The 26,298-nt window shown below is 63.5% G+C and carries 21 protein-coding genes; 16 read left to right on the top strand and 5 right to left on the bottom strand.

All coding sequences use genetic code 11. The annotated features are described in order from the left end of the window. The first annotated feature begins 95 nt into the window (after positions 1-95). Positions 96-2,393, top strand: coding sequence for a GGDEF/EAL domain-containing response regulator (locus tag AC56LW_RS19550; RefSeq protein ID WP_499636933.1), 2,298 nt, complete (start codon positions 96-98; stop codon positions 2,391-2,393). A gap of 12 nt (positions 2,394-2,405) precedes the next feature. Here AC56LW_RS19550 and AC56LW_RS19545 read toward each other — a convergent pair whose 3' ends face one another. After that, entirely contained in the window at positions 2,406-2,858 is a 453-nt protein-coding gene (locus tag AC56LW_RS19545; protein WP_332532707.1) for a CBS domain-containing protein, read from the bottom strand. A gap of 201 nt (positions 2,859-3,059) precedes the next feature. On the opposite strand from AC56LW_RS19545, the gene AC56LW_RS19540 reads away from it, so the two are divergent. Continuing rightward, positions 3,060-3,848, top strand: coding sequence for an alpha/beta fold hydrolase (locus tag AC56LW_RS19540; RefSeq protein ID WP_499636931.1), 789 nt, complete (start codon positions 3,060-3,062; stop codon positions 3,846-3,848). Here AC56LW_RS19540 and AC56LW_RS19535 read toward each other — a convergent pair. Then, on the bottom strand, positions 3,841-5,253 hold the full coding sequence (locus tag AC56LW_RS19535) for a YihY family inner membrane protein (RefSeq protein ID WP_499636929.1): 1,413 nt from the start codon (positions 5,251-5,253) through the stop codon (positions 3,841-3,843). The genes AC56LW_RS19540 and AC56LW_RS19535 overlap by 8 nt on opposite strands. Before the next feature lie 78 nt (positions 5,254-5,331). Here AC56LW_RS19535 and wrbA point away from each other — a divergent pair, with 78 nt between their 5' ends. From wrbA to AC56LW_RS19465, 14 genes are all read left to right on the top strand, one after another. Next, positions 5,332-5,943 carry an NAD(P)H:quinone oxidoreductase gene (gene wrbA / locus AC56LW_RS19530; protein WP_183552021.1) on the top strand — a complete coding sequence of 204 codons (612 nt, stop codon included), beginning with the start codon at positions 5,332-5,334 and terminating at the stop codon, positions 5,941-5,943. Next, positions 5,943-6,341 (top strand): DUF2069 domain-containing protein, encoded by a 399-nt coding sequence (locus AC56LW_RS19525; RefSeq protein ID WP_332532710.1) that lies wholly within the window; start codon positions 5,943-5,945, stop codon positions 6,339-6,341. Before wrbA ends, AC56LW_RS19525 begins: the two co-directional genes overlap by 1 nt. Beyond that, a complete protein-coding gene (locus tag AC56LW_RS19520; protein ID WP_499636926.1) occupies positions 6,334-7,755 on the top strand; it encodes an FAD-binding oxidoreductase in 1,422 nt (473 codons plus the stop codon). The genes AC56LW_RS19525 and AC56LW_RS19520 overlap by 8 nt, the downstream gene beginning before the upstream one ends. A 112-nt stretch (positions 7,756-7,867) precedes the next feature. After that, positions 7,868-8,206: a DUF4124 domain-containing protein gene (locus tag AC56LW_RS19515; RefSeq protein ID WP_499636924.1), complete on the top strand. Its 339-nt coding sequence runs from the start codon at positions 7,868-7,870 to the stop codon at positions 8,204-8,206. Further along, a complete protein-coding gene (locus tag AC56LW_RS19510) occupies positions 8,194-10,743 on the top strand; it encodes an FtsX-like permease family protein (protein WP_499636922.1) in 2,550 nt (849 codons plus the stop codon). The genes AC56LW_RS19515 and AC56LW_RS19510 overlap by 13 nt, the downstream gene beginning before the upstream one ends. Then, positions 10,743-11,822 carry a lipocalin-like domain-containing protein gene (locus AC56LW_RS19505; protein ID WP_499636920.1) on the top strand — a complete coding sequence of 360 codons (1,080 nt, stop codon included), beginning with the start codon at positions 10,743-10,745 and terminating at the stop codon, positions 11,820-11,822. Before AC56LW_RS19510 ends, AC56LW_RS19505 begins: the two co-directional genes overlap by 1 nt. 18 nt (positions 11,823-11,840) lie before the next feature. Then, on the top strand, positions 11,841-13,670 hold the full coding sequence (locus AC56LW_RS19500) for an ABC transporter transmembrane domain-containing protein (RefSeq protein ID WP_499636918.1): 1,830 nt from the start codon (positions 11,841-11,843) through the stop codon (positions 13,668-13,670). A 167-nt stretch (positions 13,671-13,837) separates the two neighbouring features. Further along, entirely contained in the window at positions 13,838-15,874 is a 2,037-nt protein-coding gene (locus AC56LW_RS19495; RefSeq protein ID WP_499636916.1) for a methyl-accepting chemotaxis protein, read from the top strand. A gap of 102 nt (positions 15,875-15,976) precedes the next feature. Further along, positions 15,977-17,101, top strand: a complete 1,125-nt coding sequence (locus tag AC56LW_RS19490; protein WP_499636914.1) for a threonine aldolase family protein — start codon at positions 15,977-15,979, stop codon at positions 17,099-17,101. Positions 17,102-17,142: 41 nt separating this feature from the next. After that, complete coding sequence (locus AC56LW_RS19485; RefSeq protein ID WP_332532718.1) at positions 17,143-17,937, top strand: thymidylate synthase; 795 nt, start codon at positions 17,143-17,145, stop codon at positions 17,935-17,937. Positions 17,938-17,972: 35 nt separating this feature from the next. Continuing rightward, the gene (locus tag AC56LW_RS19480; RefSeq protein WP_499636912.1) at positions 17,973-19,481 is read left to right on the top strand and encodes an Atrophin-1 multi-domain protein; all 1,509 of its coding nucleotides are present in this window, start codon (positions 17,973-17,975) and stop codon (positions 19,479-19,481) included. Positions 19,482-19,610: 129 nt separating this feature from the next. After that, positions 19,611-20,138 (top strand): serine O-acetyltransferase, encoded by a 528-nt coding sequence (locus tag AC56LW_RS19475; protein WP_499636910.1) that lies wholly within the window; start codon positions 19,611-19,613, stop codon positions 20,136-20,138. 363 nt (positions 20,139-20,501) lie between these two features. Beyond that, entirely contained in the window at positions 20,502-21,659 is a 1,158-nt protein-coding gene (locus AC56LW_RS19470) for a glycosyltransferase family 2 protein (protein WP_499637116.1), read from the top strand. Then, positions 21,646-22,830, top strand: coding sequence for a WecB/TagA/CpsF family glycosyltransferase (locus AC56LW_RS19465; protein ID WP_499636908.1), 1,185 nt, complete (start codon positions 21,646-21,648; stop codon positions 22,828-22,830). The genes AC56LW_RS19470 and AC56LW_RS19465 overlap by 14 nt, the downstream gene beginning before the upstream one ends. A gap of 112 nt (positions 22,831-22,942) precedes the next feature. Here the strand turns inward: AC56LW_RS19465 and AC56LW_RS19460 are convergent, their stop codons facing one another. The 3 genes from AC56LW_RS19460 to AC56LW_RS19450 are packed head-to-tail and all read right to left on the bottom strand — an operon-like array spanning position 22,943 to position 26,158. Continuing rightward, positions 22,943-23,803 (bottom strand): glycosyltransferase, encoded by an 861-nt coding sequence (locus tag AC56LW_RS19460; protein WP_499636907.1) that lies wholly within the window; start codon positions 23,801-23,803, stop codon positions 22,943-22,945. A gap of 55 nt (positions 23,804-23,858) precedes the next feature. After that, positions 23,859-25,295, bottom strand: a complete 1,437-nt coding sequence (locus AC56LW_RS19455) for an MOP flippase family protein (RefSeq protein ID WP_499636905.1) — start codon at positions 25,293-25,295, stop codon at positions 23,859-23,861. Then, complete coding sequence (locus AC56LW_RS19450; protein WP_499636903.1) at positions 25,292-26,158, bottom strand: hypothetical protein; 867 nt, start codon at positions 26,156-26,158, stop codon at positions 25,292-25,294. The genes AC56LW_RS19455 and AC56LW_RS19450 overlap by 4 nt, the downstream gene beginning before the upstream one ends. Positions 26,159-26,298: the final 140 nt, after the last annotated feature.

The following is a 26,298-nucleotide window of genomic DNA, read 5'->3' as shown; positions in this document are numbered from 1 at the left end:
ATATTCTCTGTTGAGCAACTGCTGGTTTCCTTTCCTATTTACAAATGCCTATATACTTCACGTATACATGCCAAGCCTCCCTGGAGACGTAGCACATGCCAGCTTCGACGCCGCCCTCCGATCCAACGCAGGATGCCCCCGTGACAGATGACCTCGTTTTTGCCGACGAAGTCGACGCCGTCGACGACAGCAGACGGCTGCCGTGGCGCATCCTGGTCGTCGACGATGACGCCGATGTCCATTCGACGACCACCTTTGCGCTGGACAACGTCGTCATGCAAGGCCGTCCGCTGGCGTTCCTGCACGCCTACTCGGCGGCGCAAGCGTTCGCGCTGCTGAGCCGGGAAAGCGATATCGCCGTCATTCTGCTGGACGTCGTGATGGAGCGCGCCGACGCCGGCCTGCAACTGGTGCGCCGCATCCGCGACGAACTGGGCTTGCGCGACGTGCGCATCATTCTGCGCACCGGCCAGCCCGGTTACGCGCCCGAGATGGAGGCGATCCGCGGCTACGACATCAACGATTACCGCACCAAGTCGGAACTGACCCGCACCAAGCTCTACACCGCAGTAGCCGCCGCCATCCGCTCGTACGAGCAACTCTGCGCACTCGACGCGAACCGGGTCGGCATGGAGCGCATCGTCGCCGCCTGCGCACAACTGATGGCGCTGCACGGCGTGCGCGACGTGGCGTATGGCATCCTGGCCCAGGCTGCCGGCCTGGTCGGGCAGCCAGTCGATGGCATATTGTGCACGCGGGAGTTTGGCGATGGCACCGGAACCGGCGCCTTCGGCCCGCTGTGCGTGGTCGCCGCCAGCGGCGACAGCCGCGATCTCGAAGGCTGCGAACTCGGCGCGCAGTACGACGATCCGGCTGTCACCCGGCTCGCGCTGGCCGCCGAACGCACGCTGGCGCAGCGCGGGTGCACGACCGACGACGGCATGCTGACCTTGTTCTTCCCTGGCAAGGCCGGGCGCGATTTCGTGGCTTGCCTGCCGCTCGAACGCGCGATCAGCGACGTCGAGACGCGCCTGCTACAGGTCTTTTGCGGCATGGTGGCCGTCAGCCTGGACAATTGCGAACTGGTGACCGACCTGAACAAGTCGGCGTTCCACGATCCGCTCACCGGCCTGCCCAACCGCACGCGCATGATCGAACTGATCGACGCCACGCTTGCCGCCGGGACCGACAACGACGCCGTGCTGGCGCTGGTCGACATCGACCACTTCGCCGAAACCAATGACGCGCTCGGGCATCGCTTCGGCGACCTGCTGCTGGCCGCCGTCTCCCGGCGCCTGTGCACGCGCCTGGCGCCTGGCCTCGCACCTTCGCTGCATATCGGGCGCATCGGCGGCGACATTTTCAGCGTGCTGGGCAGTGCCGAGGTGGTCCAGCCAGCCGCGCTGCAGACGCTGTTTCTGGACGCGTTCCACATCGACGGTCAGGACGTGCAGGTATCGTCGACACTGGGCCTCGTCCGCCTGCGCGAACACGACGGCAGCGGCGCCGATGCACTCAAGGATGGCGACATCGCGCTCAAGCGCGCCAAGCTGCAGCAGCGCACCGGCCATTGTTATTTTTCGCGCAGCATGGGCGTTGAAATTCGCGAGCGGGTACGCATGATGCATGCGCTGCGCAGCGGCTTCCAGCGCGGCGAACTGTTCCTCGATTACCAGCCGCAGATCGATCTGGCCAGTAACCGCGCTGTTGGCGCCGAGGCGTTGCTGCGCTGGCGCCAGCCAGACGGCGGGTTGGTCTCGCCCGACCGCTTCATCCCGATTGCCGAATATTCCGGCCTGATCGTCGAGATCGGCGAATGGGTGCTGCGCCAGGCCTGCACCGAACTGCTGCGCCTGCGCTCTGCGGGCCACACGACCTTCACGATGTCAGTCAATGTATCTCAGGTGCAGTTACGGCATCCACACTTTCTCGACATGCTGCGCCGCGCGCTCGACGATACGGGCGCACCGCCCGACTTCATCGAGCTGGAAATCACGGAATCGATGGCCATGGAAGAGCCCGCTGCGCTCGTCGAAAAGCTGGCACACGTCAAGCGCACCGGCGTGTCGATCGCGATCGACGATTTCGGCACCGGGTTTTCATCGCTGTCGCACCTGCAGCGGCTGCAGGTGGACCGGCTCAAGATCGACCGCACGTTCGTCACCGAGATTACCGGCTCGGCGCGCGGCAGCAGCATCGCGCAGATGGTGGTGCAGCTGGGCCGCAACCTGGGCCTGTCGGTGATTGCAGAAGGGGTCGAAGACGAGCGCCAGGCGCAGATCCTGCGCGAGCTCGGTTGTCCTCTGGCCCAGGGCTTTCTGTATTCGCGGCCGTTGTCGCCGGAGGCGCTGCTGGCCTGGCTGGCCGATGAGTCGGTCACGCGCGCGGCGTGACCGTTGGCGTGGTCAATCCGGAGCGTTCTGCTCGGCTGGCCAGTCGCGGATATAGGCCTTGAGCATGCGGTTCTCAAAACTTTGCGCTTCCAGCACCGCGCGCGCCACGTCGTAGAACGAGATCACGCCCAGCAACGTGCGCGCGTCCATCACCGGCAGGTAGCGCGCATGCTTTTCGAGCATGATGCGGCGCACCTCGTTGACCTCGGTGTCCGGCGTGACGGTGATCGGGCTGTCGTCCATGTGACGGCGCACCGTGCCGGCGCCCACCGCGCCGCCATTGGCGTGCAGCGTCTTGAGCACTTCGCGGAACGTCAGCATGCCCACCAGGTCGCCGTATTCCATCACGACGAGCGAGCCGATATCGTTCTCGGACATCGTGGTTACGGCCTCGACCAGGGGCTGGTCGGGCGTCACGGTATACAGGATATTGCCCTTCACTTGCAGGATTTCCGAAACTTTCATGCTGGCCACCCCCGCGCGGTCAATACTGCTGTTGGATAAATTTGTATAAGGCATAACGCCGACTGTAGCCTATGCCCGGTAAAAAATCCAGCATTGCGCCACCTCATGGTGCGAACGCGGCGGCAGAATGGTGCAGTGCAGATTGCGCAAACGGCCATCGCTGCTAGGATGGCTGGCTTCCATCAACACAGGCTATCTGACATGCAACTCACGATTGGCGACCATACCGCCTTTTGCCATACCGGCGACAGCGCGTTCGACCCCGCACTGCCCACGGTCGTGCTGGTGCACGGCGCCCTGAACGACCACGCGGCGTGGACGCAGCAAAGCCGGACGCTGGCCGCACGCGGTTTCGCCGTGCTGGCGCCCGACCTGCCCGGCCATGGGCATAGCAGCGGGCCGGCCCTGCGCTCGGTCGAGGCGCTGGCCGACTGGTTGCTGGCCTTACTGGACGCGGCGGGCGTGAAACGCGCCCTGCTTGCCGGCCACAGCATGGGCTCGCTGATCGTACTGGAAGCGGCGTCCCGGGCGCCCCAGCGCGCCACCGGCCTGGCCTTGCTCGGCGCCACGTTCCCGATGAAGGTGGCCGACGCCCTGCTCGCCACTGCCCTCGACGATGAGCAGGCGGCCATCGACATGGTCGTGGCCTGGTCGCATGCGGCATCAAGCGACCCGTCGATTGCCAACGCGGCGCGCGAGCTCATGCGGCGGCTGGCAGCCGGTAGCGACGAACCGCTGCTGCACACCGATCTGGCCGCGTGCAATGCGTACACCAACGGCATGACGGCTGCCGCCACCATCACCTGTCCGGTCGTGTTCGTGCAGGGAACGCAGGACAAGATGACGCCACCGCGCAAGGCGGCATTGCTGACTGACGCGATCGCGCATGCATCGATCGTCACGGTCGATACGGGCCACGCGATGATGCAGGAAGCGCCCGAGGCGGTGTCGAACGCGCTGCTGGCGCTGGCGGACCGGCTGATCAGCTGACCGGCCCGGCAACCGCCTCGGCGTCGACGTCGGCGTCGCCGAAATGCTCGCGCAGGGTTTCGCCCAGCCCGGCCTCGACCGCCTCTTCGACCCGGCGCGCCAGCGCGCCGGTGTCGAGCGACAGGGCGGTATCGGGGCTGGCCTCTTCTTCACGCTGCACGGCCTCCTCCACCGCGAAGTCGAACACGAACAGGCGGTACACGTCGGCCAGGCGCAGCGTGTCCGGATCGGCCAGCAGCACCCAGTGCTCCTGGCTGGCGCGCTTGGTGTGGCGCCAGCTGATCTTCGCCGGCGCCTGGTCGTGCACGCGCCCGACCCAGCCCTCGGCCACCATGCGGTGCAGCAGGCGTGCCAGTTCGTTGTAACCGATGCGCGTGTGATGGCGGATGGTGCTGCCGGACACGAGCGCCGTGCCACTCAGCTTGGCGCTGCCGTGCAGGACCTTCAGCACCGACATCGCGTCGACGAAGGCGCCGCCCGGCGCGGCCTGGTACCACCAGCGTTCGTACTTCACGACCGGCAGTGCCGCCGTCAGCAAGGCCCCCACCAGCGTGATCATCCACGTGACATAGATCCAGACCAGGAACAACGGCAGCGCGGCCAGCGCGCCATAGATGATCGCGTAGGTCGGAAACTGGCGGATGAAGAGGCCAAACACGCGCTTGGCGACTTCGAACGCGATCGCGGCGGCGAGCGCGCCCCAGAAGGCGTCGCGCCAGGCGACATGGCGATTCGGCACCGCCACGTACAGCAGCGTGTAGCCACCTGTCGTCGCGGCAATCGAGGCCAGGGTAAAGGCCAGCGTGGCCAGCACGCTGGCATCGCGCTCCAGTCCGCCGGTAACGTCAACCAGCTGTGACGTGAAACTGAGCGAGGCGCCGAACAGGATCGGACCCAGCGTAATCAAGGCCCAGTACACCAGCAGGCGCTGGGTCCACGGACGGGGCTGGCGCACGCCCCAGATCTGGTTGAAGACCCGCTCGATCAGGCTCATGGTCGCGGCCGTCGTAAACAGCAGCGCCACCGCGCCCAGCGCCGACAGGCCCTTGGCCTTGCTGGCAAACTGCGTCAGATTGCCGCTGATCGTGCTGGCAATGGCCGGCGGCATCAGGTTCTGCACGAACCAGGCATCGACCATCGTGCGCACCTGGCCGAACGCCGGGAACATCGTGAAAATGGCCAGCACGATCGTCAGCAGCGGCACCAGGGCCAGCGTGGTCGTAAACGTCAGGCTGCCGGCAACTTGCGGCAGGCGTTCTTCGCGCAGGCGGCGCAGCGCAAAGCGCACCAGATCCTTGGCCTCGGCCCGCGTCAGGCTACGTTCGAGGCTGCCCTCGAGGCTGCCATCGGCGCTGTCGGTAACGGCGTGGGAAGGATGCTGCGGCGGTTGGTTCGGCATGGCCATGGAAATACCCGATTCAGGCCGCGAATTGGGCGTCAACCCGGGCATGTCACTTCAACAAAGCGCACTATAATACCAAGGATGAACACGAATCCTTTGAGCATCCTGGTTTTGTACTACTCCCGCCACGGCGCCACGCGCAAACTGGCAGAACTGATCGCGCAGGGCGTCGACAGCGTCCCCGGCGCCGAGGCGCGCCTGCGCACCGTGCCCGCCGTGTCATCGGTGGCCGAAGCGACTGCACCGTCGATTCCCGAGGATGGCGCGCCCTATGTCGAGGCGGCCGACCTGGCCGAATGCGCGGGCCTGGCGCTGGGCTCGCCCACGCGCTTTGGCAATATGGCCTCGAGCATGAAGTACTTCCTCGACGGCACCGCCGCCGAATGGGTCAACGGCACGCTGTCGGGCAAGCCGGCTGTCGTGTTCACGTCCACCGGCAGCCTGCACGGCGGGCAGGAAGCAACGCTGCTGTCGATGATGATTCCGCTGCTGCACCATGGCATGCTCGTGATGGGCTTGCCGTACACGCATCCCGAACTGATGAACACCGCCAGCGGCGGCAGCCCGTATGGCGCCACCCACTGGGCCGGCGTCGATGGCAAGCGTGCCATCACCGAGGACGAGCGCGCCTTGTCGATCGCGCTCGGTCGCCGCCTGGCAACCGCGGCGCTCAAACTGCACGAAGGTCAATAATGGGCAAAGGCAGAGTCTTTCATATCGGCGCGGTGCTCAGCCTGGTCTGGCTGATCGGCTGGCTGGTGGCGTGGGAAGCGTTCGTCGCACCGCTCCAGCCGGGCAGCTGGCTGCTGGCCCTGAAAGCGCTGCCGTTGCTGCTGCCACTGCGCGGCGTGGTCAAGCGCGACCTGTACACGCTGCAATGGGCGTCGATGCTGATCCTGATTTACTTTGCCGAAGGCGCCGTGCGGGCCTGGGCCGATACCAACCCGCTGTCGCGCCAGATGGCCATCGGTGAAGTCGTGCTGGTGGTCGTGTTCTACGTCTGCGCCCTGCTGTACCTGCGCCCGTTCAAGAAAGAAGCGCAGCGCATGGCCAAGGAATTGCTGGACAAGGTCAAAGTCCCGCATGGTTGACCAGTCAGCGGCCGCCTTCCTGCAACAGCTGCGCGCCATCGTGGGCGTCGACCACGTCATTACGATGGATGCCGAGATGGCGGGCTACCTGGCCGACTGGCGCGGTCGCTACAGTGGCCGCGCGCGCGCCGTCGCGCTGCCGCTGGACACCGATCAGGTGGCCGCCGTCGTGCGCCTGTGCGCCAGCGCCGGTGTGCCCATCGTCCCGCAAGGCGGCCGTACGGGCCTGGTCATGGGCAGCGTGCCCGATACGTCGGGCGACGCCATCGTGCTGTCGCTGCGCCGCCTGAACCGTATCCGCGCGATCGACCCGGCCAACCGCACCATGACGGTCGAGGCCGGCTGCATCCTGGCCGACATCCAGGCCGCCGCCGCAGGGGCCGGCATGCTGTATCCGCTGTCGCTGGCGGCCGAGGGGTCGTGCACGATTGGCGGCAATCTGTCGACCAATGCCGGCGGCACAGCGGTGCTGCGTTACGGGAACACGCGCGACCTGTGCCTGGGCCTCGAAGTCGTCAATGCCGAGGGCGCCGTCTGGGACGGCTTGCGCGGCCTGCGCAAGGACAACACGGGCTACGCGCTGCGCGACCTGTTCATCGGCGCCGAAGGCACGCTGGGCGTCATCACGGCGGCCGTACTGAAACTGTTCCCGGCGCCGCGCGGCATGCGCACGGCCCTGGTCGCACTGGACTCGCCGCGCCAGGCGCTGGCGCTGCTGAACCTGCTGCAAGCGCGCTGCGGTGCGGCGCTGACGGGTTTCGAGCTGATGTCGGCCGTCTGCATGGATCTGGTCGCACAACAATTTCCCGCCCTGCCGCAGCCATTTGCCGCGCGCCACCCGCACTATGCGCTCGTCGAATTGTCGAGCAATGAATCCGAAGCGCATGCTCAGGCGCTGCTCGAATCCGGCATCGGCGCCGCGCTGGAAGATGGCATCGCGCGCGACACCGTCGTGGCCACGTCCAGCCAGCAAGCGCTTGGCCTGTGGCGCCTGCGTGAACACATCCCGCTGGCGCAGGCGGCGGCCGGCAAGAACATCAAGCACGACATCTCGTTGCCGGTCTCGACAATCCCGGATTTCATCGCGCACACCGACGCCGCACTCGACCGCGCGTTTCCCGGCTGCGTGCTGGTCACGTTCGGCCACCTGGGTGACGGCAACCTGCACTACAACGTCGCGCCGCCACCGGGCATTGCGCACGACACGTTTCTGCTGCGGCAGGATGCCGTGAACCGCATCGTGCATGACGCGGTGGTCGCGTTTGCCGGTTCGATTTCGGCCGAGCACGGCATCGGCGCGCTGAAACGCGACGAACTGGCGCGCACCAAGTCGCCGGTCGAACTTGGCATGATGCGTGCCATCAAAACCGCGCTCGACCCGCTGGGCATCATGAATCCCGGGAAAATACTATGACCGGGAGCCTGCCATGCGTTGCCTGTGGTGCATTGTGCTGTGTGCGACGTGCTGCGCCCTGGGCCGGCTGGCCACGGCTGGCACGGTCTACAAATGTCATGAGGGAACGCACGTGAGTTACGCCGACCGCCCCTGCCCTGGCGCCGGTGCGCCCCTTGCGCTGCCACCCGCCCCGGCGCCCGATCCGGTGCAGGCCGCCCGCCTCGCTGCTGCGCGCGCCACGCTGGCGGCCATCGACGGGGCACGCGCCGTGCAGGCTGCGCGTGACGCGCATGAATTCGGGCGCGCCGGCCGCGCAGCGCTGGCCCTGCGCAAGCGCTGCGACAAGCTGCGTCTGCAGGCACGCTGGGCCAATGAGGACCTGGCCAAGAGCAGCGATGATGCAAAAGCCGTCGCGCGCATCAAGGCGCGCCGCATGGCCGACACACTGGCGGTCGAATGCCCGGGTTGAGCCGGCTCACGCGCTGGCTGCTGCTCGGCGAGTGGCGTGCGCACCCGGTGCGCGCACTGGTGGCGATTGCGGCGATTGCCGTTGGCGTGTCGATGGGCTTTGCCATCCACCTGATCAATGCCGCTGCCTTCAATGAATTCTCGGCCGCCGTCAAGAGCCTGTCGGGCCAGGCCGACATCCAGGTCCAGGGGCGCGAACTGCTGTTTGACGAAGCCGTGTACCCGCAGCTGGCCAGCCATCCGGACGTCGCGGTGGCCGCACCCATTCTCGAGGTGCAGGCCGGCGTGCCGGGCCAGGACACGCCATTGCGCATCATCGGCATCGATGCCTTTCGCGCCGGCTTCATTTCGCCCGACCTGACCGGCGTGCCGGGCAATGGCAGCATGCTGGACGTGCTGGCCGACGATGCGCTGTTCCTGTCGCCGGCCGCCGAGGCGTGGCTGGGCAAGCGGCGTGGCGACACGCTCAATCTGCGCGCCGGCACCGGCGTCATCACGCTGCGCGTGGCCGGCCCCGTACAGCGGGCACGCAGCGGCCAGCGTCTGGCCGTGATGGACATCGGCGCCCTGCAATGGCGCCTGGAACGCGTGGGCAAGCTCTCGCGCGTGGACCTCAAGCTGCGCAGCGGCGTCGACCGCGCCGCGTTCCAGCGCGCTCTGGCAGCCGATCTCGAGCGCACCTGGCCGGGGCGCTTCACGGTCGGCCAGCCCAACGACGCCGACCAGGAAAGCCGCACGTCCAACATGAGCCGCGCCTACCGCGTCAACCTGACGGTGCTGGCGCTGGTCGCACTGTTCACCGGCGCCTTCCTCGTGTTCTCGACCCAGGCCCTGTCGGTCATGCGCCGGCGCAGCCAGTTCGCGCTGCTGCGCGTGCTGGGCTTCGAACGGGGTCAGCTGCTGCGCCAGGTGCTGCTTGAAGGCGCGAGCCTGGGCGTGGCCGGCAGCCTGCTCGGCATCGGCGCCGGCTACGCACTGGCCGCCACCGCCCTGCATTATTTTGGCGGCGACCTGGGCGCCGGCTACTTCCCCGGCATTCGCCCGCAGGTCGCGTTCACACCGGGTGCCGCCATCGTCTTCTTCGCGCTGGGCCTGGGCGTGGCCCTGCTCGGTTGCCTGGCGCCGGCGTGGGAAGCGGCGCGCGCGCGGCCGGCCGTGGCGATCAAGTCCGGCGCCGACGAAGCACCGCTGTCACGCCTGGCGCGCGTCTGGCCATCGCTTGCGTGCCTGGCAATCGCCGCGCTGTTCGCGTTCGCGCCGCCCGTGTTCGAGTTGCCGCTGTTTGGCTACCTGGCAATCGCGCTGCTGCTAATTGGCGGCATCGGCCTGATGCCCCGTTTTGCCGCCGTCACGTTTCGCGCACTCGAAGGGTGGCTGTCCAAAAAACGGCATCCGATGCCGGTGCTGGCGCTGTCGCTGGGGCGCCTGGCCAATGCGCCGGGCCAGGCTTCGATTGCGCTGGGCGGCATCCTGGCCAGTTTCAGCCTGATGGTGGCGATGGGGATCATGGTCTCGAGCTTCCGGGTCTCGGTCGACGACTGGATGGGCCACATCCTGCCGGCCGACCTGTATGTGCGCACGCTGGATGCCGGCGGCACCGGTTACCTGAGTCCGGCGCAGCAGGCTGCCTTGACGGCGCTGCCCGGCGTACAGCAGATCCAGTTCCTGCGCACGCGGCGCGTGTCGCTGGCGCCCGAGCGGCCGCCAGTCGTCGTCATCGCGCGCGACATCGATGTGCGCGATCCGGCGCGCCTGTTGTATCTGGTGGGCGACAGCGCGCCCATTCCTGCCGGCGCGCGGCCGGCCTGGGTGTCCGAGGCGCTGCTCGACCTGTACGGCGCGCGCGTCGGCCAGACGCTGCGCCTGCCGCTGGGCGGCGCCGAGACGCCGTTCTTCGTGGCCGGCGCCTGGCGCGATTACGCCAACCAGAGCGGCTCGGTTGTCATCCAGCTGGCCGACTACCGCAAGCTGACCGGCGAAGGCGCTGTCACCGACGCGGCGCTGTGGACCGCAGATGGGGTCGACGCGGCTGCCCTGGAAACCCGTTTGCGCGCGCTGCCGTTCGGCGCGGCGCTCACCTTCATGCGCCCGGGCGACATCCGCGCCGCGAGCCTGAAGATTTTCGACCGCAGTTTCGCCGTCACGTACTTACTGGAGGCGATCGCGATCGCGATCGGGCTGTCGGGCATCGCCGCCAGTTTTTCGGCCCAGACTTTGGCACGGGCGCGAGAATTCGGTATGCTGCGCCACGTCGGCGTCACGCGGCGCCAGGTGTTGCAGCTGCTCGCCTTCGAAGGCGGCCTGCTCACCGGCCTGGGCGTCATCGCCGGTTTCGTGCTCGGGCTGACCATCAGCCTGATTCTGGTTTTCGTGATCAACCCGCAGTCGTTCCACTGGACCATGGGCCTGCACCTGCCTTGGCCACTGCTGGGCAGCGTGGCCGCGGTGCTGGTGATCGCGTCCGTCGCCACCGCGCTCGTGTCAGGCCGCCAGGCCTTGTCGGGCGGTCCGGTGCGCGCTGTCAGAGAGGATTGGTAATGCGTTTCATCCTAGGTGTACTGCTGTCGCTGTTGACGTTGCTGGCGCTGCCAGCGCGCGCCGAACCGCCCGTGTTTGCCCCCGTCACGCCCGGCGCGGCGCTGACGTTCCCGCGCGACTATGGCGCGCATCCCGAGTTTCGCACCGAATGGTGGTATGTCACGGGCTGGGTCGAGACGCCCGACAAGCGCCCGCTGGGGTTCCAGGTCACGTTCTTTCGCAGCCGCACGGGCGTCGACGGCGCCAATCCAAGCCACTTCACGCCCCGCCAGCTGGTGATCGGCCACGCGGCGCTGTCCGACCCGGCGGTCGGGCGCCTCGTGCATGACCAGCGCAGCGCCCGTGAAGGCTTCGGCCTGGCCTGGGCGCGGCCCGGCAACACCGACCTGAAACTCGATGACTGGCGCATGGTGCGCGACCAGGATGGCACCTACCGCGTGACGATCCGCTCGAACCAGCTCACGCTGGAACTGCGCCTGCGCCCCACGCAACCGGTCCTGGCGCAGGGCCAGGGCGGGTACTCGCGCAAAGGCCCGAGTGCGCAGCATGCCAGCTACTACTACAGCGAACCGCAACTGGCCGTCACGGGCAGCGTGGGCCGCGCCGGGATGGCAGCCACGGCCGTTACCGGGAGCGCCTGGCTCGATCACGAGTGGTCGAGTGAAGCCCTGCAGCCCGACGCCGTGGGCTGGAACTGGGTCGGCGCCAACCTCGACGACGGCGGCGCGCTGATGGCTTTCCAGATCCGCGACAAGCAAGGTGGTAAACTATGGGCGCATGCCACCCGGCGCGACAAGGCAGGCAAGGTCACGCATTACGCGCCCGAGCAGATCACGTTCACGCCGCAAACGCTTTGGACGTCCCCGCGCACTCAGGCGACCTACCCGATCGCCACCACGATCACCACCGGCGACCAGGTCTGGCAGATCGTCCCGCTGCAGAACGACCAGGAGCTCGATTCGCGCCGCTCGACGGGCGCCGTGTACTGGGAAGGCGCGGTCACGATCCAGCAGAGCGGCCGCCGCGTCGGCCGCGGCTACCTCGAGATGACCGGCTATGTGCAGCCAATGAAATTATAAGAATCCCACGAAGACACGATGACCACGCGTACCACCAGCTCCACCGCCTCCCCCGACGCAGACAGTTCACGCAAGAGCAGCCTCTCGACCCTCAAGGGCTTGATCCCGTTCATGGCGCCGTACCGCCGCCAGTTCATCCTGGCCGGCATTGCGCTGCTGTTCGCGGCGGGCGCCACGCTGGCGATCCCGGCGGCCTTCAAGCAGATGATCGACCTGGGCTTCGGCGCGTCAGCCACCGCGCGCGGCATCGAGAATGTCAACGCGACCTTCTTGGCACTGTTCGGCGTGGCCGCCGTGCTGGCGGTGGCCACGGCCGCACGCTTCTACATGGTCTCGTGGCTCGGCGAGCGCGTGACGGCGGATATTCGCAGCGCCGTGTACCGCCACGTGGTGCGCCAGAGTCCCGAATTTTTCGAGACCACGCGCACCGGCGAAGTGCTGTCGCGCCTGACCACCGACACGACGCTGATCCAGGCAATCGTCGGCACCAGCATCTCGCTCGCACTGCGCAACACGCTGCTGTTCATCGGTGGCCTGGTCATGCTGTTCATCACGAGCCCGCGCCTGACGTCGATCATTCTGGGCCTCCTGGTGCTGGTCGTGCTGCCGATCGTGCTGTTCGGCCGCCGCGTGCGCAAGCTGTCGCGCGATTCGCAGGACCGCATCGCCGATGCGTCGGCCGTGGCCGGTGAAATCCTCAACGCCATGCCGACCGTGCAGGCCTTCACGCGCGAAGGCTACGAAGCCGGGCGCTTTGGCGTCGAAGTCGAAAGCGCGTTCACCACCGCCATGAGCCGCATCCGCGCGCGGGCGACACTGACGCTGCTGGCGATCGTGCTGATCTTCGGGGCGATCGTGTTCGTGCTGTGGCTGGGCGCGCATGCCGTGATTGCCGGGACCATGACCGGGGGCGAACTGGGGCAGTTCATCCTGTACGCCGGCATCGTCGCCGGCTCGGTCGGGGCCTTGTCCGAAGTAATGGGCGACGCCCAGCGCGCCGCCGGCGCCACCGAGCGCCTGCTCGAACTGCTGGGCGCCCGTTCGGACATCCAGGACCCGCTGCACCCGGCCACGCTGCCCGCGCGCACCGCCAACGGCGCGCGTGTCACGCTCGATGGCGTGACCTTCGCTTATCCATCCCGCCTGCAGGAAGCGGCGCTGTCGCACCTGGCGCTCGAGATCCAGCCCGGCGAGACGGTGGCTGTCGTCGGCCCGTCCGGCGCCGGCAAGACCACGCTGTTCCAGCTGCTGCTGCGCTTTTACGATCCGCAATCGGGCAGCATCCGCCTCGACGGCGTCGACGTGCGCGACCTGACGCTGCAGACGCTGCGCAGCGCGGTGGGCATCGTGCCGCAGGATACGGTCGTGTTCTCGCTCGATGCGATGGAAAACATCCGCTACGGCCGCCCCGACGCCACCGACGAGGAAGTGATTGCGGCGGCGCGCATGGCAGCCGCCCACGAATTCATCGAGCGCCTGCCGGAAGGCTACCGTTCGTTCCTGGGCGAACGCGGTGTGCGCTTGTCGGGCGGCCAGCGCCAGCGCATCGCGATTGCGCGCGCATTGCTGAAAAACCCGCCGTTGCTGCTGCTCGACGAAGCCACCAGTGCGCTCGACGCCGAATCCGAACGCCTCGTGCAGCGGGCGCTTGAAGCGGCCATGATCGGGCGTACCACGATCATCATCGCCCACCGCCTGGCCACTGTGCAGCGCGCCGACCGCATCGTCGTGCTCGATGGCGGCAGGATCGTCGAGATGGGCACGCACCACGAACTGGTCGCCCTGCGCGGTGTATATGCGAACCTCGCCGCGCTGCAGTTCCAGGCGCATGCACCCGTGGCAGCGTGACCGGATCGACCGGAGTATTGCGGGTGTCGGTGACCGAACCGTGACTTCCCGTCACATTCCGTTGCATCCAGGCACCGTAATGACTGCCAAAACTCACTAAATATTGCCATGAGAAAAGGTTGGGGCGTATGATCCGGAGTTATACCCTGCATCATCACTCGACTTTCATGAGCAACCAAAAATTTAGTTTAGCCAGCTGGAATGTCGGCACCCGCATCAGCGCCGTCACCTTCGCCCTGGCAGGGGTCATCATCGCCGTGCTGATCGGCACGATCACGCTCTCGACATCGAGCATGCTGGAACAGCGCGCCATGGAGAGCGTTTCCAGTGAACTCAAAGGCGTGGCCAACACGGTCGAACTGTTCAACAAGACCGTGTCGAGCCAGGCCGTCAGCTTCGGGCGCATCTTCAGCGCCGGCCTGCCGGGCGCGTATGCGCTCGACGAACCGGCCACCGTGGACATCGGCGGCCGCCAGGTGCCGACGCTGAGCCTTGACGGCAAGGCGCTGAACCTCGACTTCGCCGTCCCCGACAGCTTCACCGAGCGCACCGGCGCCAACGCCACCGTGTTCGCCGTTGCCGGCGATGACTTCGTGCGCGTGACCACGTCCGTCAAGAAGGAAAACGGCGACCGCGCCGTCGGCACGGCCCTGGACAAGACCGCACCGGCCTACGCCGCGCTGCGCGCCGGCCGTACCTATGTCGGCCTGGCCACACTATTCGGCAAGCAGTTCATCACCCAGTACGAGCCGGTGCGCGACGCCGCCGGCAAGGTCGTCGGCGCACTCTACGTGGGCGTAAACATCAGCCAGGACATCGCCTTCCTCAAGGAGCGCATCAATGCGATCAAGGTCGGTGACAGCGGCTACTTCTACGTGCTGTCGGCAGCGCCCGGCAAGACCTACGGCGACCTGCTCGTGCACCCGAAGAGCGAAGGCAAGAACATCCTCGACAGCAAGTCGGCCAACGGTCACGAGTTCGTCAAGGAGATGCTGGAGAAGAAGGAAGGCACTGTCCGCTACGACTGGCAGAACCCCGGTGAAACCGGCGCGCGCGAGAAATTTGCGGCGTACACGCACATGAAGGACTGGAACTGGGTCATCACCGGTGGCACGTATATCGACGAGATCACCGCCGCCGCCACCCAGCTGCGTAACCGCTTCATCCTGTTCGGCATTGCCGCGCTGGCCGTACTGGCCACGCTGCTGTACCTGCTGGTGCGTGCGACGGTGACGCGCCCGCTGGCCGAAGTCGAAGAAGTGGCGCGCCGCATCGCCGGCGGCGACCTGACCGCCCGGATCGCGCCCCGCAACAATGACGAAATCGGTCGCCTGACCGTAGCGATCAACGACATCGGTGAGAGCCTGTCGGGCGTGGTCGGCAAGGTACGCGACGGCGCCGAGCACATTGCGGCCGCCTCGCAGCAAATTTCAACCGGCAACCTGGACCTGTGCAGCCGTACCGAAGAACAGGCCGCCAGCCTGGCCACCACCGCGTCGTCGATGGACGAGCTGACCACGACCGTGCGCCAGAACGCGGACAATGCGCGCCAGGCCAACGAATTTGCCCAGACTGCGTCGAACGTGGCCCAGAAAGGCGGCGACACGGTGTCGCAAGTGGTCGCCCGCATGGATTCGATCACGGTCGCCTCGCGCAAGATTTCGGACATCACGAGCGTCATCGATGGCATCGCGTTCCAGACCAATATCCTGGCACTCAATGCTGCCGTGGAAGCGGCGCGCGCCGGCGAACAGGGTCGCGGTTTCGCGGTCGTGGCGTCCGAAGTGCGCAACCTGGCGCAGCGCTCGGCCGCTGCCGCCAAGGAGATCAAGGGTCTGATCGACGCATCCAACCATGAAGTCGGCGCCGGCAGCGCGCTGGTGGCGCAGGCCGGCACCACGATGCAGGAAGTGCTGACGAGCGTGCAGCGCGTTACTGCCATCATGGCCGAAATCAGCAACGCCAGCCAGGAACAGACCCAGGGCATCGAGGAAATCAACCGCGCCGTCGTCGAGATGGACACGACCACGCAGCAGAACGCGGCACTGGTCGAAGAAGCCAGCGCCGCGGCGCAGGCCATGCACGAGCAGGCCGATGCCCTCGCCCGTTCGGTGCGCAGCTTCCGCCTGGCCGAAGACGGCCCGAGCCTCGGCTACGATGCACCCGCGTCGGCCCCGCGCCGCCCGGCGCTGACCCACGGCTGACGTTCGGCCAATCAAGCGTCTTGCGCCCGGCCACCCGGCCGGGCGCTTCCTGTGTCGACCTCGCGCGGTGTAGAGTAGCGTTCCTGTCTTTCGGAGTGCACCTTGTCAGAATCCGCCCTGCAGCGCCGCTGCCACACGATCTTCCCCGGCCATCGCCAGCGCCGTCCTGCGGAACATTTTGCAGCGATGGCCGCCTGGTGCGAGCAGCACGACATCGATCACGACGTGTATGGCAATGGCGACCTGATTCAGTCGTTCGAAGCGAAGGTGGCGGCCACGCTCGGCTTCGAGGCCGCCGTGTTCTGCGTCAGCGGCACGATGGCGCAGGTGACGGCGCTGCGCCTGGCCTGCCTCGAGCGCGCCAGCCGCATGGTGGCGCTGCACCCGACCTCGCACATCTTCGTCCACGAACGCGCCAACTACCAGCTGCTGGACCACTTCCAGGCACTGCCCGTGGGTGACCGGCACCGGCCATGGACGGCCAGCGATCTGCTGGACGTGCCGGACCGCCTGGGCGCCGTGGGCCTGGAAATCCCGATGCGTGAGATCGGCGGGCAGCTCTCGCCATGGGACGAACTCGAGGCGATCAAGCGCGGCTGCCGTGAGCGCGGCATCCACCTGCACATGGACGGCGCACGCCTGTGGGAAGCGGCGGCCGGGTACGGGCGCAGCGCGGCGCAGATCGCGGCCGGCTTCGATTCGGTGTATGTGTCGCTGTACAAGGGCCTCGGTGGCCTGGGCGGCGCGATGCTGGCCGGCAGCCGCGAGTTCGTGGCGCGCTGCGCCGAATGGTTCCGGCGCCAGGGTGGCAACGTGATCCATCGCTCGCCGTACGTGGTGGCGGCCGCGATGGACTTCGACGCGCGTCTGGCGGCGATGCCCGACTATTTCAGGCGCACCCAGTTTCTGTATGTCGCGCTGCGCGCGCACCCGGCAATCCGCGTGAATCCGGCCGCGCCCCAGGCGAATATGCTGCATCTTCACCTGCCCGTATCCCGCGACACCGCACTGGCGATCCGCGACGCGCTGGCGGCCGAGCATGGTATCTGGATGTACAACCGCGCCGCTCACGGCGCATTGCCCGATACCAGCGTCGTGGAAATTTACGTGGGTGACAACCTGCTGGCGATGTCCGACGACGCACTGCGCCTGGCCTTGCAGCGCTTTGCCGACCGGCTGGCGGCGCCCGCCGTGGCAGGCGCCGGCGCCCCCATCTGCACCGGATGATAGAATGACGGGTTGTCCGTCCCTTCATTACACCATCCGCAATGCGCCAATATCTCGACTTCATGCGCCATGTCCAGCAGCATGGCGCCACCAAAACCGACCGCACCGGCACCGGCACCCGCTCCGTGTTCGGCTACCAGATGCGCTTCAATCTGCAGGAAGGCTTTCCGCTCCTGACGACCAAGAAAGTGCACCTGAAGTCGATCATCCATGAACTGATCTGGTTCCTGCAGGGCTCGACCAACATCGCCTACCTGAAGGAAAACGGCGTATCGATCTGGGACGAATGGGCCGACGCCGACGGCAATCTGGGGCCCGTGTACGGTTACCAGTGGCGCAACTGGCCAACGCCCACCGGCGAGCACATCGACCAGATCGCCCAGGTGCTCGAGCAGATCCGCACCACGCCCGATTCGCGCCGCATGATTGTCTCGGCCTGGAACGTGGCCGACGTGCCGTCGATGAAGCTGCCGCCCTGCCATGCGCTGTTCCAGTTCTACGTGGCCGACGGAAAGCTGTCGTGCCAGCTTTACCAGCGCAGCGCCGACATCTTCCTGGGCGTGCCATTCAATATCGCCTCATATGCGATCCTGACCCACATGATGGCGCAGCAGGCGGGACTGGAGGTGGGCGACTTCATCTGGACCGGGGGCGATTGCCACCTGTACGCCAACCACATGGACCAGGTCGACCTGCAACTGTCGCGCGAGACGCGCGCGTTGCCGCAACTGGTCATCAAGCGCAAGCCGGACTCGCTGTTCGACTACCGCTTCGAGGATTTCGAGATCACGGGGTATGACCCGCATCCGGGGATCAGGGCGCCGGTGGCAGTCTGACGGCGGCCGGCTTCGGCAAAGCGCGTGAGCCGTCCATGAAGCATCTTCGAAAGGTCGACATGACATTTTTATCAAGCACGATGATCCGGCGCATCATCCCGCCCATGATCTGTGCATCGATCGCAGCTTGCGACGGTCACGCTGCCGTGGATGCGCAAACCGCAACGGTAGCAGTACAGCCTGGCGCAGCAGATACCAATGCATCCGCGCATGGCACCTATTTGCGTCCTTACTCCGCCACTTCGTTGTGGAATGTACGGCCCGTTAAACCCGTGTTTGGAACATTTGTCATACCCAGGTCCAGGTATTTTCCCACCGTTACGTCGGGCGCTTATTCCACTGGCGTCTTCCTTGCGTCATCGTCTGACAAGCCAATGACGGTTGTCGGTCGCGGCTCCAGCGATACCGCCACGAACACCGTTTCCGATCCTGACAATGGCGCCGCGCGGGTGATCACGCTACCCCGCTGGCCTGCCGGCGTGTTGCCGGCTACAGGCACGGATGGTCATGCGGATATTGTCGATCCGGTCACGAATACGATCCACTCCTTCTGGCAACTCAAGCAGAATGATGGACGCTGGACCGCTGCGCTCTATTCATGGAGCAATCTCGCGGGCACGGGCTGGGGTGATCCTGCTCACTATTACCAGGGTGCCCGCGCCGTGGGCGTCCCGGCGTCGGCTGGTCTGATACGCAAGCATGAAATCAAGGATGGCTTGCCTGTCTACCACCATGCCCTGGCACTATCGCTGGCCCATAACGCGTTGTCGAATGGCGTGAATGGCCCGGCGTATATCTTTCCGGCTACATCGGCCGACAACACGCTGACAACCAATACCGGCGCCATTCCAGAGGGCGCACTGCTGATGCTGCCACCCGGCTTTGACACCGGCGCAATCGACGACCCAAAACTGAGGAAGATCGCTGAAACGCTCAAGGTGTACGGCGCCTACGTGGTTGACCGAAATGACGGTACACCATTTGTCATATACGTCGAAAACGATGCAGGCTTTCACCTGATGCGCACTGGCTGGGACAACAAGATCGCCAGCCAGCTCGACACAATACGTGCCGGCCTTCGGCAAGTGACGAGCGCGCAAGCCTGGATCGACGCCAAAGGCAATGATGCGTCCGCTGCGATCAAAGCGCAACGAAACATGAATATTCTGTCGATGCGCGGTCCCTGGCAACAACAAGCCGGCACCGCTGCAGCAAGCTACGACACCGCCACGCAGCGCTTGGTGTTCGATGCAACGATAACGAAAACCGTGTATGTCAATGCCAACAATACCGGCATGACGCGCGTTTCATGGGCCGTGCCAAAGGCGGGAGCTAAGTTCACGTTTTTGGTCAGCGCAACTGGGGGCGCTGCGCTGCGCATGCAACTTAACACCAACGGACAGATTACATTCGACAGCAAAGATCTGAAAGATGGACAATCGGTGAATCTCACGTGGCCAGCCAGCGCCAAGGTGACCTTGATCGCGACGAGCGGAACAAAGGGCGCCTCGTCGGTTCGCGCCAATCTGGTGCTGGCACCCTGACGCTTCCTCTACACAAAACGGATAGTTGTAGCACGCGCGCAATCAAGCGCACACAGTTGCCAAAAGTGCAAATAGTCGAAAGTTCGCTACAATACTGCCACGTAGAAAATTTTGTTTACTGGGGATCTGATGCAGGATAGGCATGACTGGGATTGCGATCTGCTGCGATATGACATGCGGCGACCGTTCTTGCGTGAGCAATCGATTTGGGCCATCTGGCTATATCGACGAGGACGTAGCCTCGATGGACGTCCGGCCGGGTTTGGCAAGAAATGGCGCATGCCCCTGTACTGGTTGATGTTTCGCCTGATCGAGACTGTGACTGGTGTTAGCCTTCCCAAATCTGCCTCGATCGGTCCCGGATTACGCATCTGGCATTTTGGCGGTATTTTCGTTCACCCCGATGCGAAGATTGGCGCCAATTGCACCTTGCGGCAAGGCAATACGATCGGCAATCGCCATGTCGACGGTCCAGTCCCGGTCTTGGGTGATAACGTTGAGCTCGGTGCTTACGCGCAGATACTTGGTGGAATAACAATCGGCAATAATTGCCGCATCGGCGCAATGTCCGTCGTACTGCACGATATGCCAGACGGCAGTACTGCAGTGGGCGCTCCAGCCCGCATCATCATGGCACCCGTGACAAACGAACACTGATGAAATTGTGCCGCGTTGGCGCGGTCACAGTGGACGCCTCGTAGAGCCATGCGAGATCTGGATAGCGAAACCGAAGCACCTCGCAACCGGTGCTGGCGACCTGATCGCGCGTTGACTAACGCATCGCAGGCGCAACCACAACACGCTTCAGCAAAAAGTTTGCAAAAAAACATTGTCGCCACAAAAATTGCGCTTACCATATTGCTTAAAATCAGAATCATACCGAACGGCGCACTGCGGGTGGCCGTTGGCCAGGCTATTTGAGGTGCCGAGTGAGCACCCTGCGCTTGTCGCTATGTACATTCCCGTTCGTAACCCCCAGGAAGGATCGTTTTGATATCTGCGTTTTCGCTCGCTCTGCTCGTGCTGCTATGTGTCGTTCTGATACCGATACTGGTGCTGCTTGCACAAGTACTCCTGGCAATGTTTCCAGTGCGCCCCGCGTCTGCACTGCCCGGCCCGCGTCCACGCGTCGCGGTATTGATACCTGCCCACAATGAAGAGGCGGGCTTGCTCGCGACCCTCGCCAGCGTGCAGCCACAGCTGACGCCTGGCGATCGTATTCTGGTGGTTGCCGACAACTGCAGCGACCGTACTGCAGATGTCGCACGACTGGCCGGTGCCGACGTGGTCGAACGCAGCCATGCGCAATTGCGCGGCAAAGGCTACGCGCTGGACTTCGGCGTGCAGGCGCTGTCGGCTTCACCACCCGACGTGGTAGTGATCATTGATGCTGACTGCATCGTTGGCGAGGGCACGATCGAGCGCGTGGCAGGCCTGGCAGCGCAGCATGGACGGCCGGTCCAGGCGCTCTACCTGATGTACCTTCCTAGCGGCAGCAGCGCGCTGAAAAAGATCGCCGAATTTGCCTGGCTCGTCAAAAACAAGGTCCGCCCGCTCGGTTGGTTCCGCCGGGGCTGGCCTTGTCAGCTGATGGGTACCGGGATGGCCTTTCCCTGGCAGACGATTGCCAAGGCCAGCTTGGCCACCGGCCATATCGTTGAAGACATGAAACTGGGAATGGACCTGGCGCTTGCTGGCAGTGCGCCGATGTTCTGCCCCCATGCCCTGGTATACAGTTACTTCCCGACGAGTACCGAAGGTGTGCAAAGCCAGCGTACACGCTGGGAGCACGGGCATCTGAGCATGATTGCCAGCACGGCTCCTGCTACGCTGCTTGCCGGGTTGCGCCGTGCCAGCCTCAGTCTGTTTGCCTTTGGACTAGATCTGTGCGTGCCGCCACTGGCATTGCTGGTACTGCTGGTGAGCGGGCTGGGAGTGCTGAGTTTGTTGCTGGCATTGTTTGGCGGCCCGGCTGGGCCGCTGGTGTTGGCCGTACTAGCCGGCGCAGCGCTGGGTGCGGCAATTTTGATGGCCTGGTGGCGCCACGGGCGTGCCGTACTCAGTGGTAAAGAACTCGGCCTTGCCGTCGTCTATGTCTTGGCGAAAATACCACTGTATTTTCGCTTTCTGTTCCGGCGCCAGGTCGCCTGGGTGAGGTCCAAACGTGATAGCGAATAATATTCTGACAGCACCTCATGACGGTGCGCCCGTTGAAACCGACTTTACGCGCCGGGTTTATTGTGTGCTAGGACTTCCGTTCGATGCAATCGATACCGAACAAACCGTGCAGTTGCTGCTCAAGCGTGCCCGTCATGGCGAGCGCTGCTTTTTCTCGACGCCTAATTTGAATTTCCTGATCACAAGCGGGCAGGACCCGGAATTCCGGGACTCGGTACTGCGCTCTTCCCTGTCGCTGGCCGACGGCATGCCAGTCGTCTGGCTGGCGCGCCTGTTGGGCCTACCGTTTACCAGCCGCGTTGCCGGCGCAACGGTCTTTGAGCAATTGCGCGCGCAACACACCATGCCACTCAAGGTTTATTTCTTTGGTGGTCCCGACGGCGTGGCGCAACAGGCGGCCGACGTTCTGAACGCCGAGCAGGGCAGCATGCGCTGCGTGGGCGCGTACTCACCTGGCTTTGGCACACTGGCAGACATGAGCACACCGGCCGTCATCGAGCAAATTAATGCTAGCAACGCTGACCTGCTGGTAGTTGCCTTGGGTGCCAAGCGCGGCCAGGCGTGGATAGAACACAATCTCGCGGCCCTGCGTACACCACTGATCAGCCATCTTGGCGCAGTGGTCAATTTCGTTGCGGGCACCATCAGCCGCGCGCCGGTTGGCGTTGGCCGGTTCGGCCTGGAATGGTTATGGCGCATCAAGGAAGAACCGGCGCTATGGCGTCGCTACTGGAATGACGGTACAGCGCTGGTGCGCCTCCTGATCACTCGCGCCCTGCCCGGCGCCATTGCTTTGCGCAATGCCCGTGCCGCTACAACGGCGCAGGTGCTGTCGGAGCGGGATGATGGGCATCACTACACGCTGACTCTGGACGGAGCGTGGCACGATGCTGCACTGGCCGATTTACGAGCCGCGCTCGCGCGCATGACTTTGCAGCGGCGTCACATTCACGTCGAACTGATGGCCGATTGCCGTCTCGACAGCGCAGCGCTAGGCTTGTTGCTTCTTTTATATGGCCACCAGAGCAGGATTGGCGCTCCCCTGAGTGTGGATGCCCAAAATCCAACGGTACGGCGCACCATGCGCCTGCAGAATGTCGCGTTCTTGCTGGAGGGTTTGAACGAAGCAGTACCGCTTGGGCCCGCGACGATACCTGCGGGTCCGCGATAGCTCGCTACCGGCCACCGAGAGCACAGACGGGGGACGTGAGCAACGTCTCGCCGTGATTGGCGGTATTTCGCCAGAATCGGTTGCCTGGTGCGGCTGAGACTGCCGCCCGACTTCAAAGAATAGAGCTGCCTAATGACATCGTAAACTCGCCTTTACGCATCTTTTGCAATGCAAACTTCGAGTACCTGCTACGCAACATGACACCGATGTCGCCCAGAGTCAGCCGCACCTGCTGGTAGCCGACCAACGAATAGAGTATTCCCGCCAGGTCGTCGTGACTGCAATGTTTCTGATAAAACATACGAGCAGCTCGCAGGATCTTTTCCGACGACCTCTGCGTGATACGCTCGAACTCGTGTGAAATATCCATGACGTAGGTATTGGCCTGGATGCTGCGCGCCGGGCCGGCAGTTTTGATGAGTCGGACCCACATATCCCAATCCTGCCACGCTGGCAAATCCGCGTCAAAGGAGCCGGCATCTTTCATCCGTTGAGGCGTAGTAAACACCTGGTTGCCAACGGCATTCGTTTTCACGATCTGCTCCGGTGTTACCAGTGCTTCCTTATCCCATAACCAGACTTGTTCGCCGACATTGACAATGCGGCGGTCGAACAGGCACGAGAAATGCTCCCCTTTCTGCTCGAGACGCAGCCATTCGGACAAAAACGTTTCCAGCCGATGCGGCAGGAAAATATCATCGTCATCGAGGCCAGTAATAAAATTGCCAGTTGCAAGTTCGATCGCCTGATTGCGGGCAGCACATGCACCGATCGATGTGTCATTGTGGATCAGCTTGACTAATTGTGGCCCCTCCAGCCCATTCACATAATCGCACGTACCATCCATTGAGCCATCAGACACGATAATCAACTCAATATTCCGGTGGGTTTGCGACAGCACCGAATTGACGGCACGCTGCAGCAAATGCAAACGATTTTTCGTGGGTATATAGACTGTTACCAGATTTTCCATAGATGTCGTTTCTCGATAAATTTGCACATGATTAGGTACGTCTTGAATTCAAGGTCTACGCAGTTTTCATGCCGATCATTTTTTTACAACTTTGCACGACGTCTTTAGAAAATATCACGATCAATGCACCGTAAATGATGGCGCCGGCCAGCGTAGTCACGGCAAATACAATCAGTGCGGCAAGGCTGGTCCCTGACAGGAAGGAGAATAATGGATACAACGCAGCCGTCATCAACAGTGCAAACAGCACCGGCTGCCATATCTCCCTGAACAAACCCATCAAGCTGGAATTGAGCTGTTTCGTTGCAAAATAAAAATGAGGAATTCCGTTCAACACGTTCGCGATCAAATAACAGCAAGCAACTCCTTCAATCCCCCACTGCACGCCAATCAGAAAGCTGCCGACCTGCAGGACAGAACCCAGCAATCCAAGACGCATCATGAGATCTGTCCGACCTGTCGCCATGAAGACCGAGCCTGTGGTCGAAATCAATGATTGTAAAAATCCGACCGGTGCCAGCCATGCCAGAACCATCGGTACCTTGCCCCATTGGTCTCCCAGCGCGATCAGCACGAACGGCTCACGCAATAGCCAAAGTCCTGCCATCATGGGCGCAGTTAACGTCGCAATCAGCCGAATCGAGCGGAAATACAGCTGCCCCATTTTTTCCCGCTCAGTTTGCTGACGGCTCATTACCGGGAAGAGTGCTCTGCCAACAACGTAGCTCATGCTCTGCAACGGAAACATCATGACTTTGTAGGCTTGAGCATAAATACCCAACTGTATCGACCCCAGTACCCTGCCGATCACCATGCTGTCCGCATTGCGCGCAAAAAAATTGATGAAGTTAAAGCCTGTCAAATTGCCGCTGAACCCCCAGAGCGAGCGCAGCTCCGCGTTGTTCCAGATTTTTTTCGGACGCCATGGGCTGGTCGTCCACAACTGTACTGAAGAACATATTGCCGATGCCAGGGTGTTCCACACCAAGCTGTAGACGCCATAGCCAAGGAACGCCAGGGTGATCGCCACTGTCAGTCCGACTAACGAGGAGATGATTTCAATTCGTGCCACCGTTTGAAACCCCGAACGGCGCTCAAGCAAAGCCTGATGAACAGCGCTGGCGCTCGTGATCGGGAACACGATCGACAGCAGGCAAAGGACGGGAGCAAGTCGGTCGATCCGGAAATAGGCTGCCAGAAGTGGCGAGGCAATGATCAGAGCCAGCGTCAAAAACACGCCCATCCCGACGTTCAACCAGAAAACTGAACTGGTCGTCTCCTCCGTGAGGTTTTCCTTCTGGACCACAGCTGCAGCCGTTCCCATGTCTCGGAGCAGGAAGGCGAAGTTGGTTGCAACAGTCGCCATTGCCAGTAATCCATACTCGGAAGGTTGCAACAGCCTTGACAAGACAAACAGGGAAATCAGCTGCATGATGACCCGTGAACCCTGCGACAGCGTCAGCCAGCGCGCATTAGACATCGCAGACATCATGCTGTTTTTCTTTCTGCACCAAAACCGTATGCGGCGATCATTGCGCGAATCTGGTCATCGTTAAACTTACCGACGAGATTATCTTTCCAGAGCGCGACATCTTGTGAACCGTCCCAACAATGCACTTCATGGTGCTCGGCGACGCGTTTGAAGGTAGCGCCATTCATGCTCGCCATCCACCAGAACCAGATATCGTCACCACGTGGACACAGCGCGGTGAAGGCAGGAACATTGAGTATTTCAGGTCCGAACACATTGGCGGGATATAGCACGCCGCCGATACCGGTCGGGAAATTCAAAGGACTTGATTCTGCATTGCTGGTTTCAAACTCCCATTCGTTGTAGGAGACAGGTAGCCCGTTCGCGTCAAGTCTGATGCGATGCATCCGGTGGCAAATGACCTCAAGCTTGCCCGGAACGCGCGCCTGAACTAACTGCTGCAACCAGTCACGCCAGTAAAACACATCGTCGTCTGCTGTCACGATCGCGCTTGCACATCCCTGCTGCAACAGCGGTATCATTTTTTTGTATGACTTGGTATCGTCGCAGGCGATAATTTCCAGGCCGGCTCGCTGCAGACGGGTGACTGCCGGTGGTAGCAGCGCCATATCCGCATGAGCGATCCACAGCACGACCCGATCTGCCGCATAGGATTGCGACAGCAGCGATTTCAGCGTCCAGTGGAGCGTGCTAAAGCGTGGTGGATAGGACGTCAGGGAAACGACAACCCCAGCCTTGACATCGTTTGCACACCCAGGCCTGCGACCATAGCGTCTCCAATTCATTTCCAGAGTTGCATGCAAAATGAGCTTCTTCCAGCGCAAGTGCAGCCTGCTGCGTTTATTTTGCAACCAGCTAATCATGAGTTACAACCCTACTTGACATAATAATATTGCTATAAATTAATAGATCCCTTGCGGTGTACGAGCACCGATTGCTGGGAGCACGACCAGTGATGCAGCCCTTATGAGTGACTTGGCAATCGCCGTTGCGCAGCGTCGGG

The organism is Telluria sp. LT2P80, assembly GCF_059685955.1.
Note: the sequence above shows the minus strand (reverse complement) of the source record. Positions and strands in the feature narration are given on the sequence as shown.

What these genes read in the sequence shown, in the direction of transcription:
- AC56LW_RS19510 (WP_499636922.1), top strand. Translation starts at nt 8,194, where the DNA reads ATGCCCGGGTTGAGCCGGCTCACGCGCTGGCTGCTGCTCGGCGAGTGG.
- AC56LW_RS19525 (WP_332532710.1), top strand. Translation starts at nt 5,943, where the DNA reads ATGGGCAAAGGCAGAGTCTTTCATATCGGCGCGGTGCTCAGCCTGGTC.
- AC56LW_RS19550 (WP_499636933.1), top strand. Translation starts at nt 96, where the DNA reads ATGCCAGCTTCGACGCCGCCCTCCGATCCAACGCAGGATGCCCCCGTG.
- wrbA (WP_183552021.1), top strand. Translation starts at nt 5,332, where the DNA reads ATGAACACGAATCCTTTGAGCATCCTGGTTTTGTACTACTCCCGCCAC.
- AC56LW_RS19450 (WP_499636903.1), bottom strand. Translation starts at nt 26,158, where the DNA reads ATGATTAGCTGGTTGCAAAATAAACGCAGCAGGCTGCACTTGCGCTGG.
- AC56LW_RS19540 (WP_499636931.1), top strand. Translation starts at nt 3,060, where the DNA reads ATGCAACTCACGATTGGCGACCATACCGCCTTTTGCCATACCGGCGAC.
- AC56LW_RS19535 (WP_499636929.1), bottom strand. Translation starts at nt 5,253, where the DNA reads ATGGCCATGCCGAACCAACCGCCGCAGCATCCTTCCCACGCCGTTACC.
- AC56LW_RS19505 (WP_499636920.1), top strand. Translation starts at nt 10,743, where the DNA reads ATGCGTTTCATCCTAGGTGTACTGCTGTCGCTGTTGACGTTGCTGGCG.
- AC56LW_RS19545 (WP_332532707.1), bottom strand. Translation starts at nt 2,858, where the DNA reads ATGAAAGTTTCGGAAATCCTGCAAGTGAAGGGCAATATCCTGTATACC.
- AC56LW_RS19520 (WP_499636926.1), top strand. Translation starts at nt 6,334, where the DNA reads ATGGTTGACCAGTCAGCGGCCGCCTTCCTGCAACAGCTGCGCGCCATC.
- AC56LW_RS19460 (WP_499636907.1), bottom strand. Translation starts at nt 23,803, where the DNA reads ATGGAAAATCTGGTAACAGTCTATATACCCACGAAAAATCGTTTGCAT.
- AC56LW_RS19480 (WP_499636912.1), top strand. Translation starts at nt 17,973, where the DNA reads ATGAAGCATCTTCGAAAGGTCGACATGACATTTTTATCAAGCACGATG.
- AC56LW_RS19495 (WP_499636916.1), top strand. Translation starts at nt 13,838, where the DNA reads ATGAGCAACCAAAAATTTAGTTTAGCCAGCTGGAATGTCGGCACCCGC.
- AC56LW_RS19485 (WP_332532718.1), top strand. Translation starts at nt 17,143, where the DNA reads ATGCGCCAATATCTCGACTTCATGCGCCATGTCCAGCAGCATGGCGCC.
- AC56LW_RS19455 (WP_499636905.1), bottom strand. Translation starts at nt 25,295, where the DNA reads ATGATGTCTGCGATGTCTAATGCGCGCTGGCTGACGCTGTCGCAGGGT.
- AC56LW_RS19500 (WP_499636918.1), top strand. Translation starts at nt 11,841, where the DNA reads ATGACCACGCGTACCACCAGCTCCACCGCCTCCCCCGACGCAGACAGT.
- AC56LW_RS19475 (WP_499636910.1), top strand. Translation starts at nt 19,611, where the DNA reads ATGCAGGATAGGCATGACTGGGATTGCGATCTGCTGCGATATGACATG.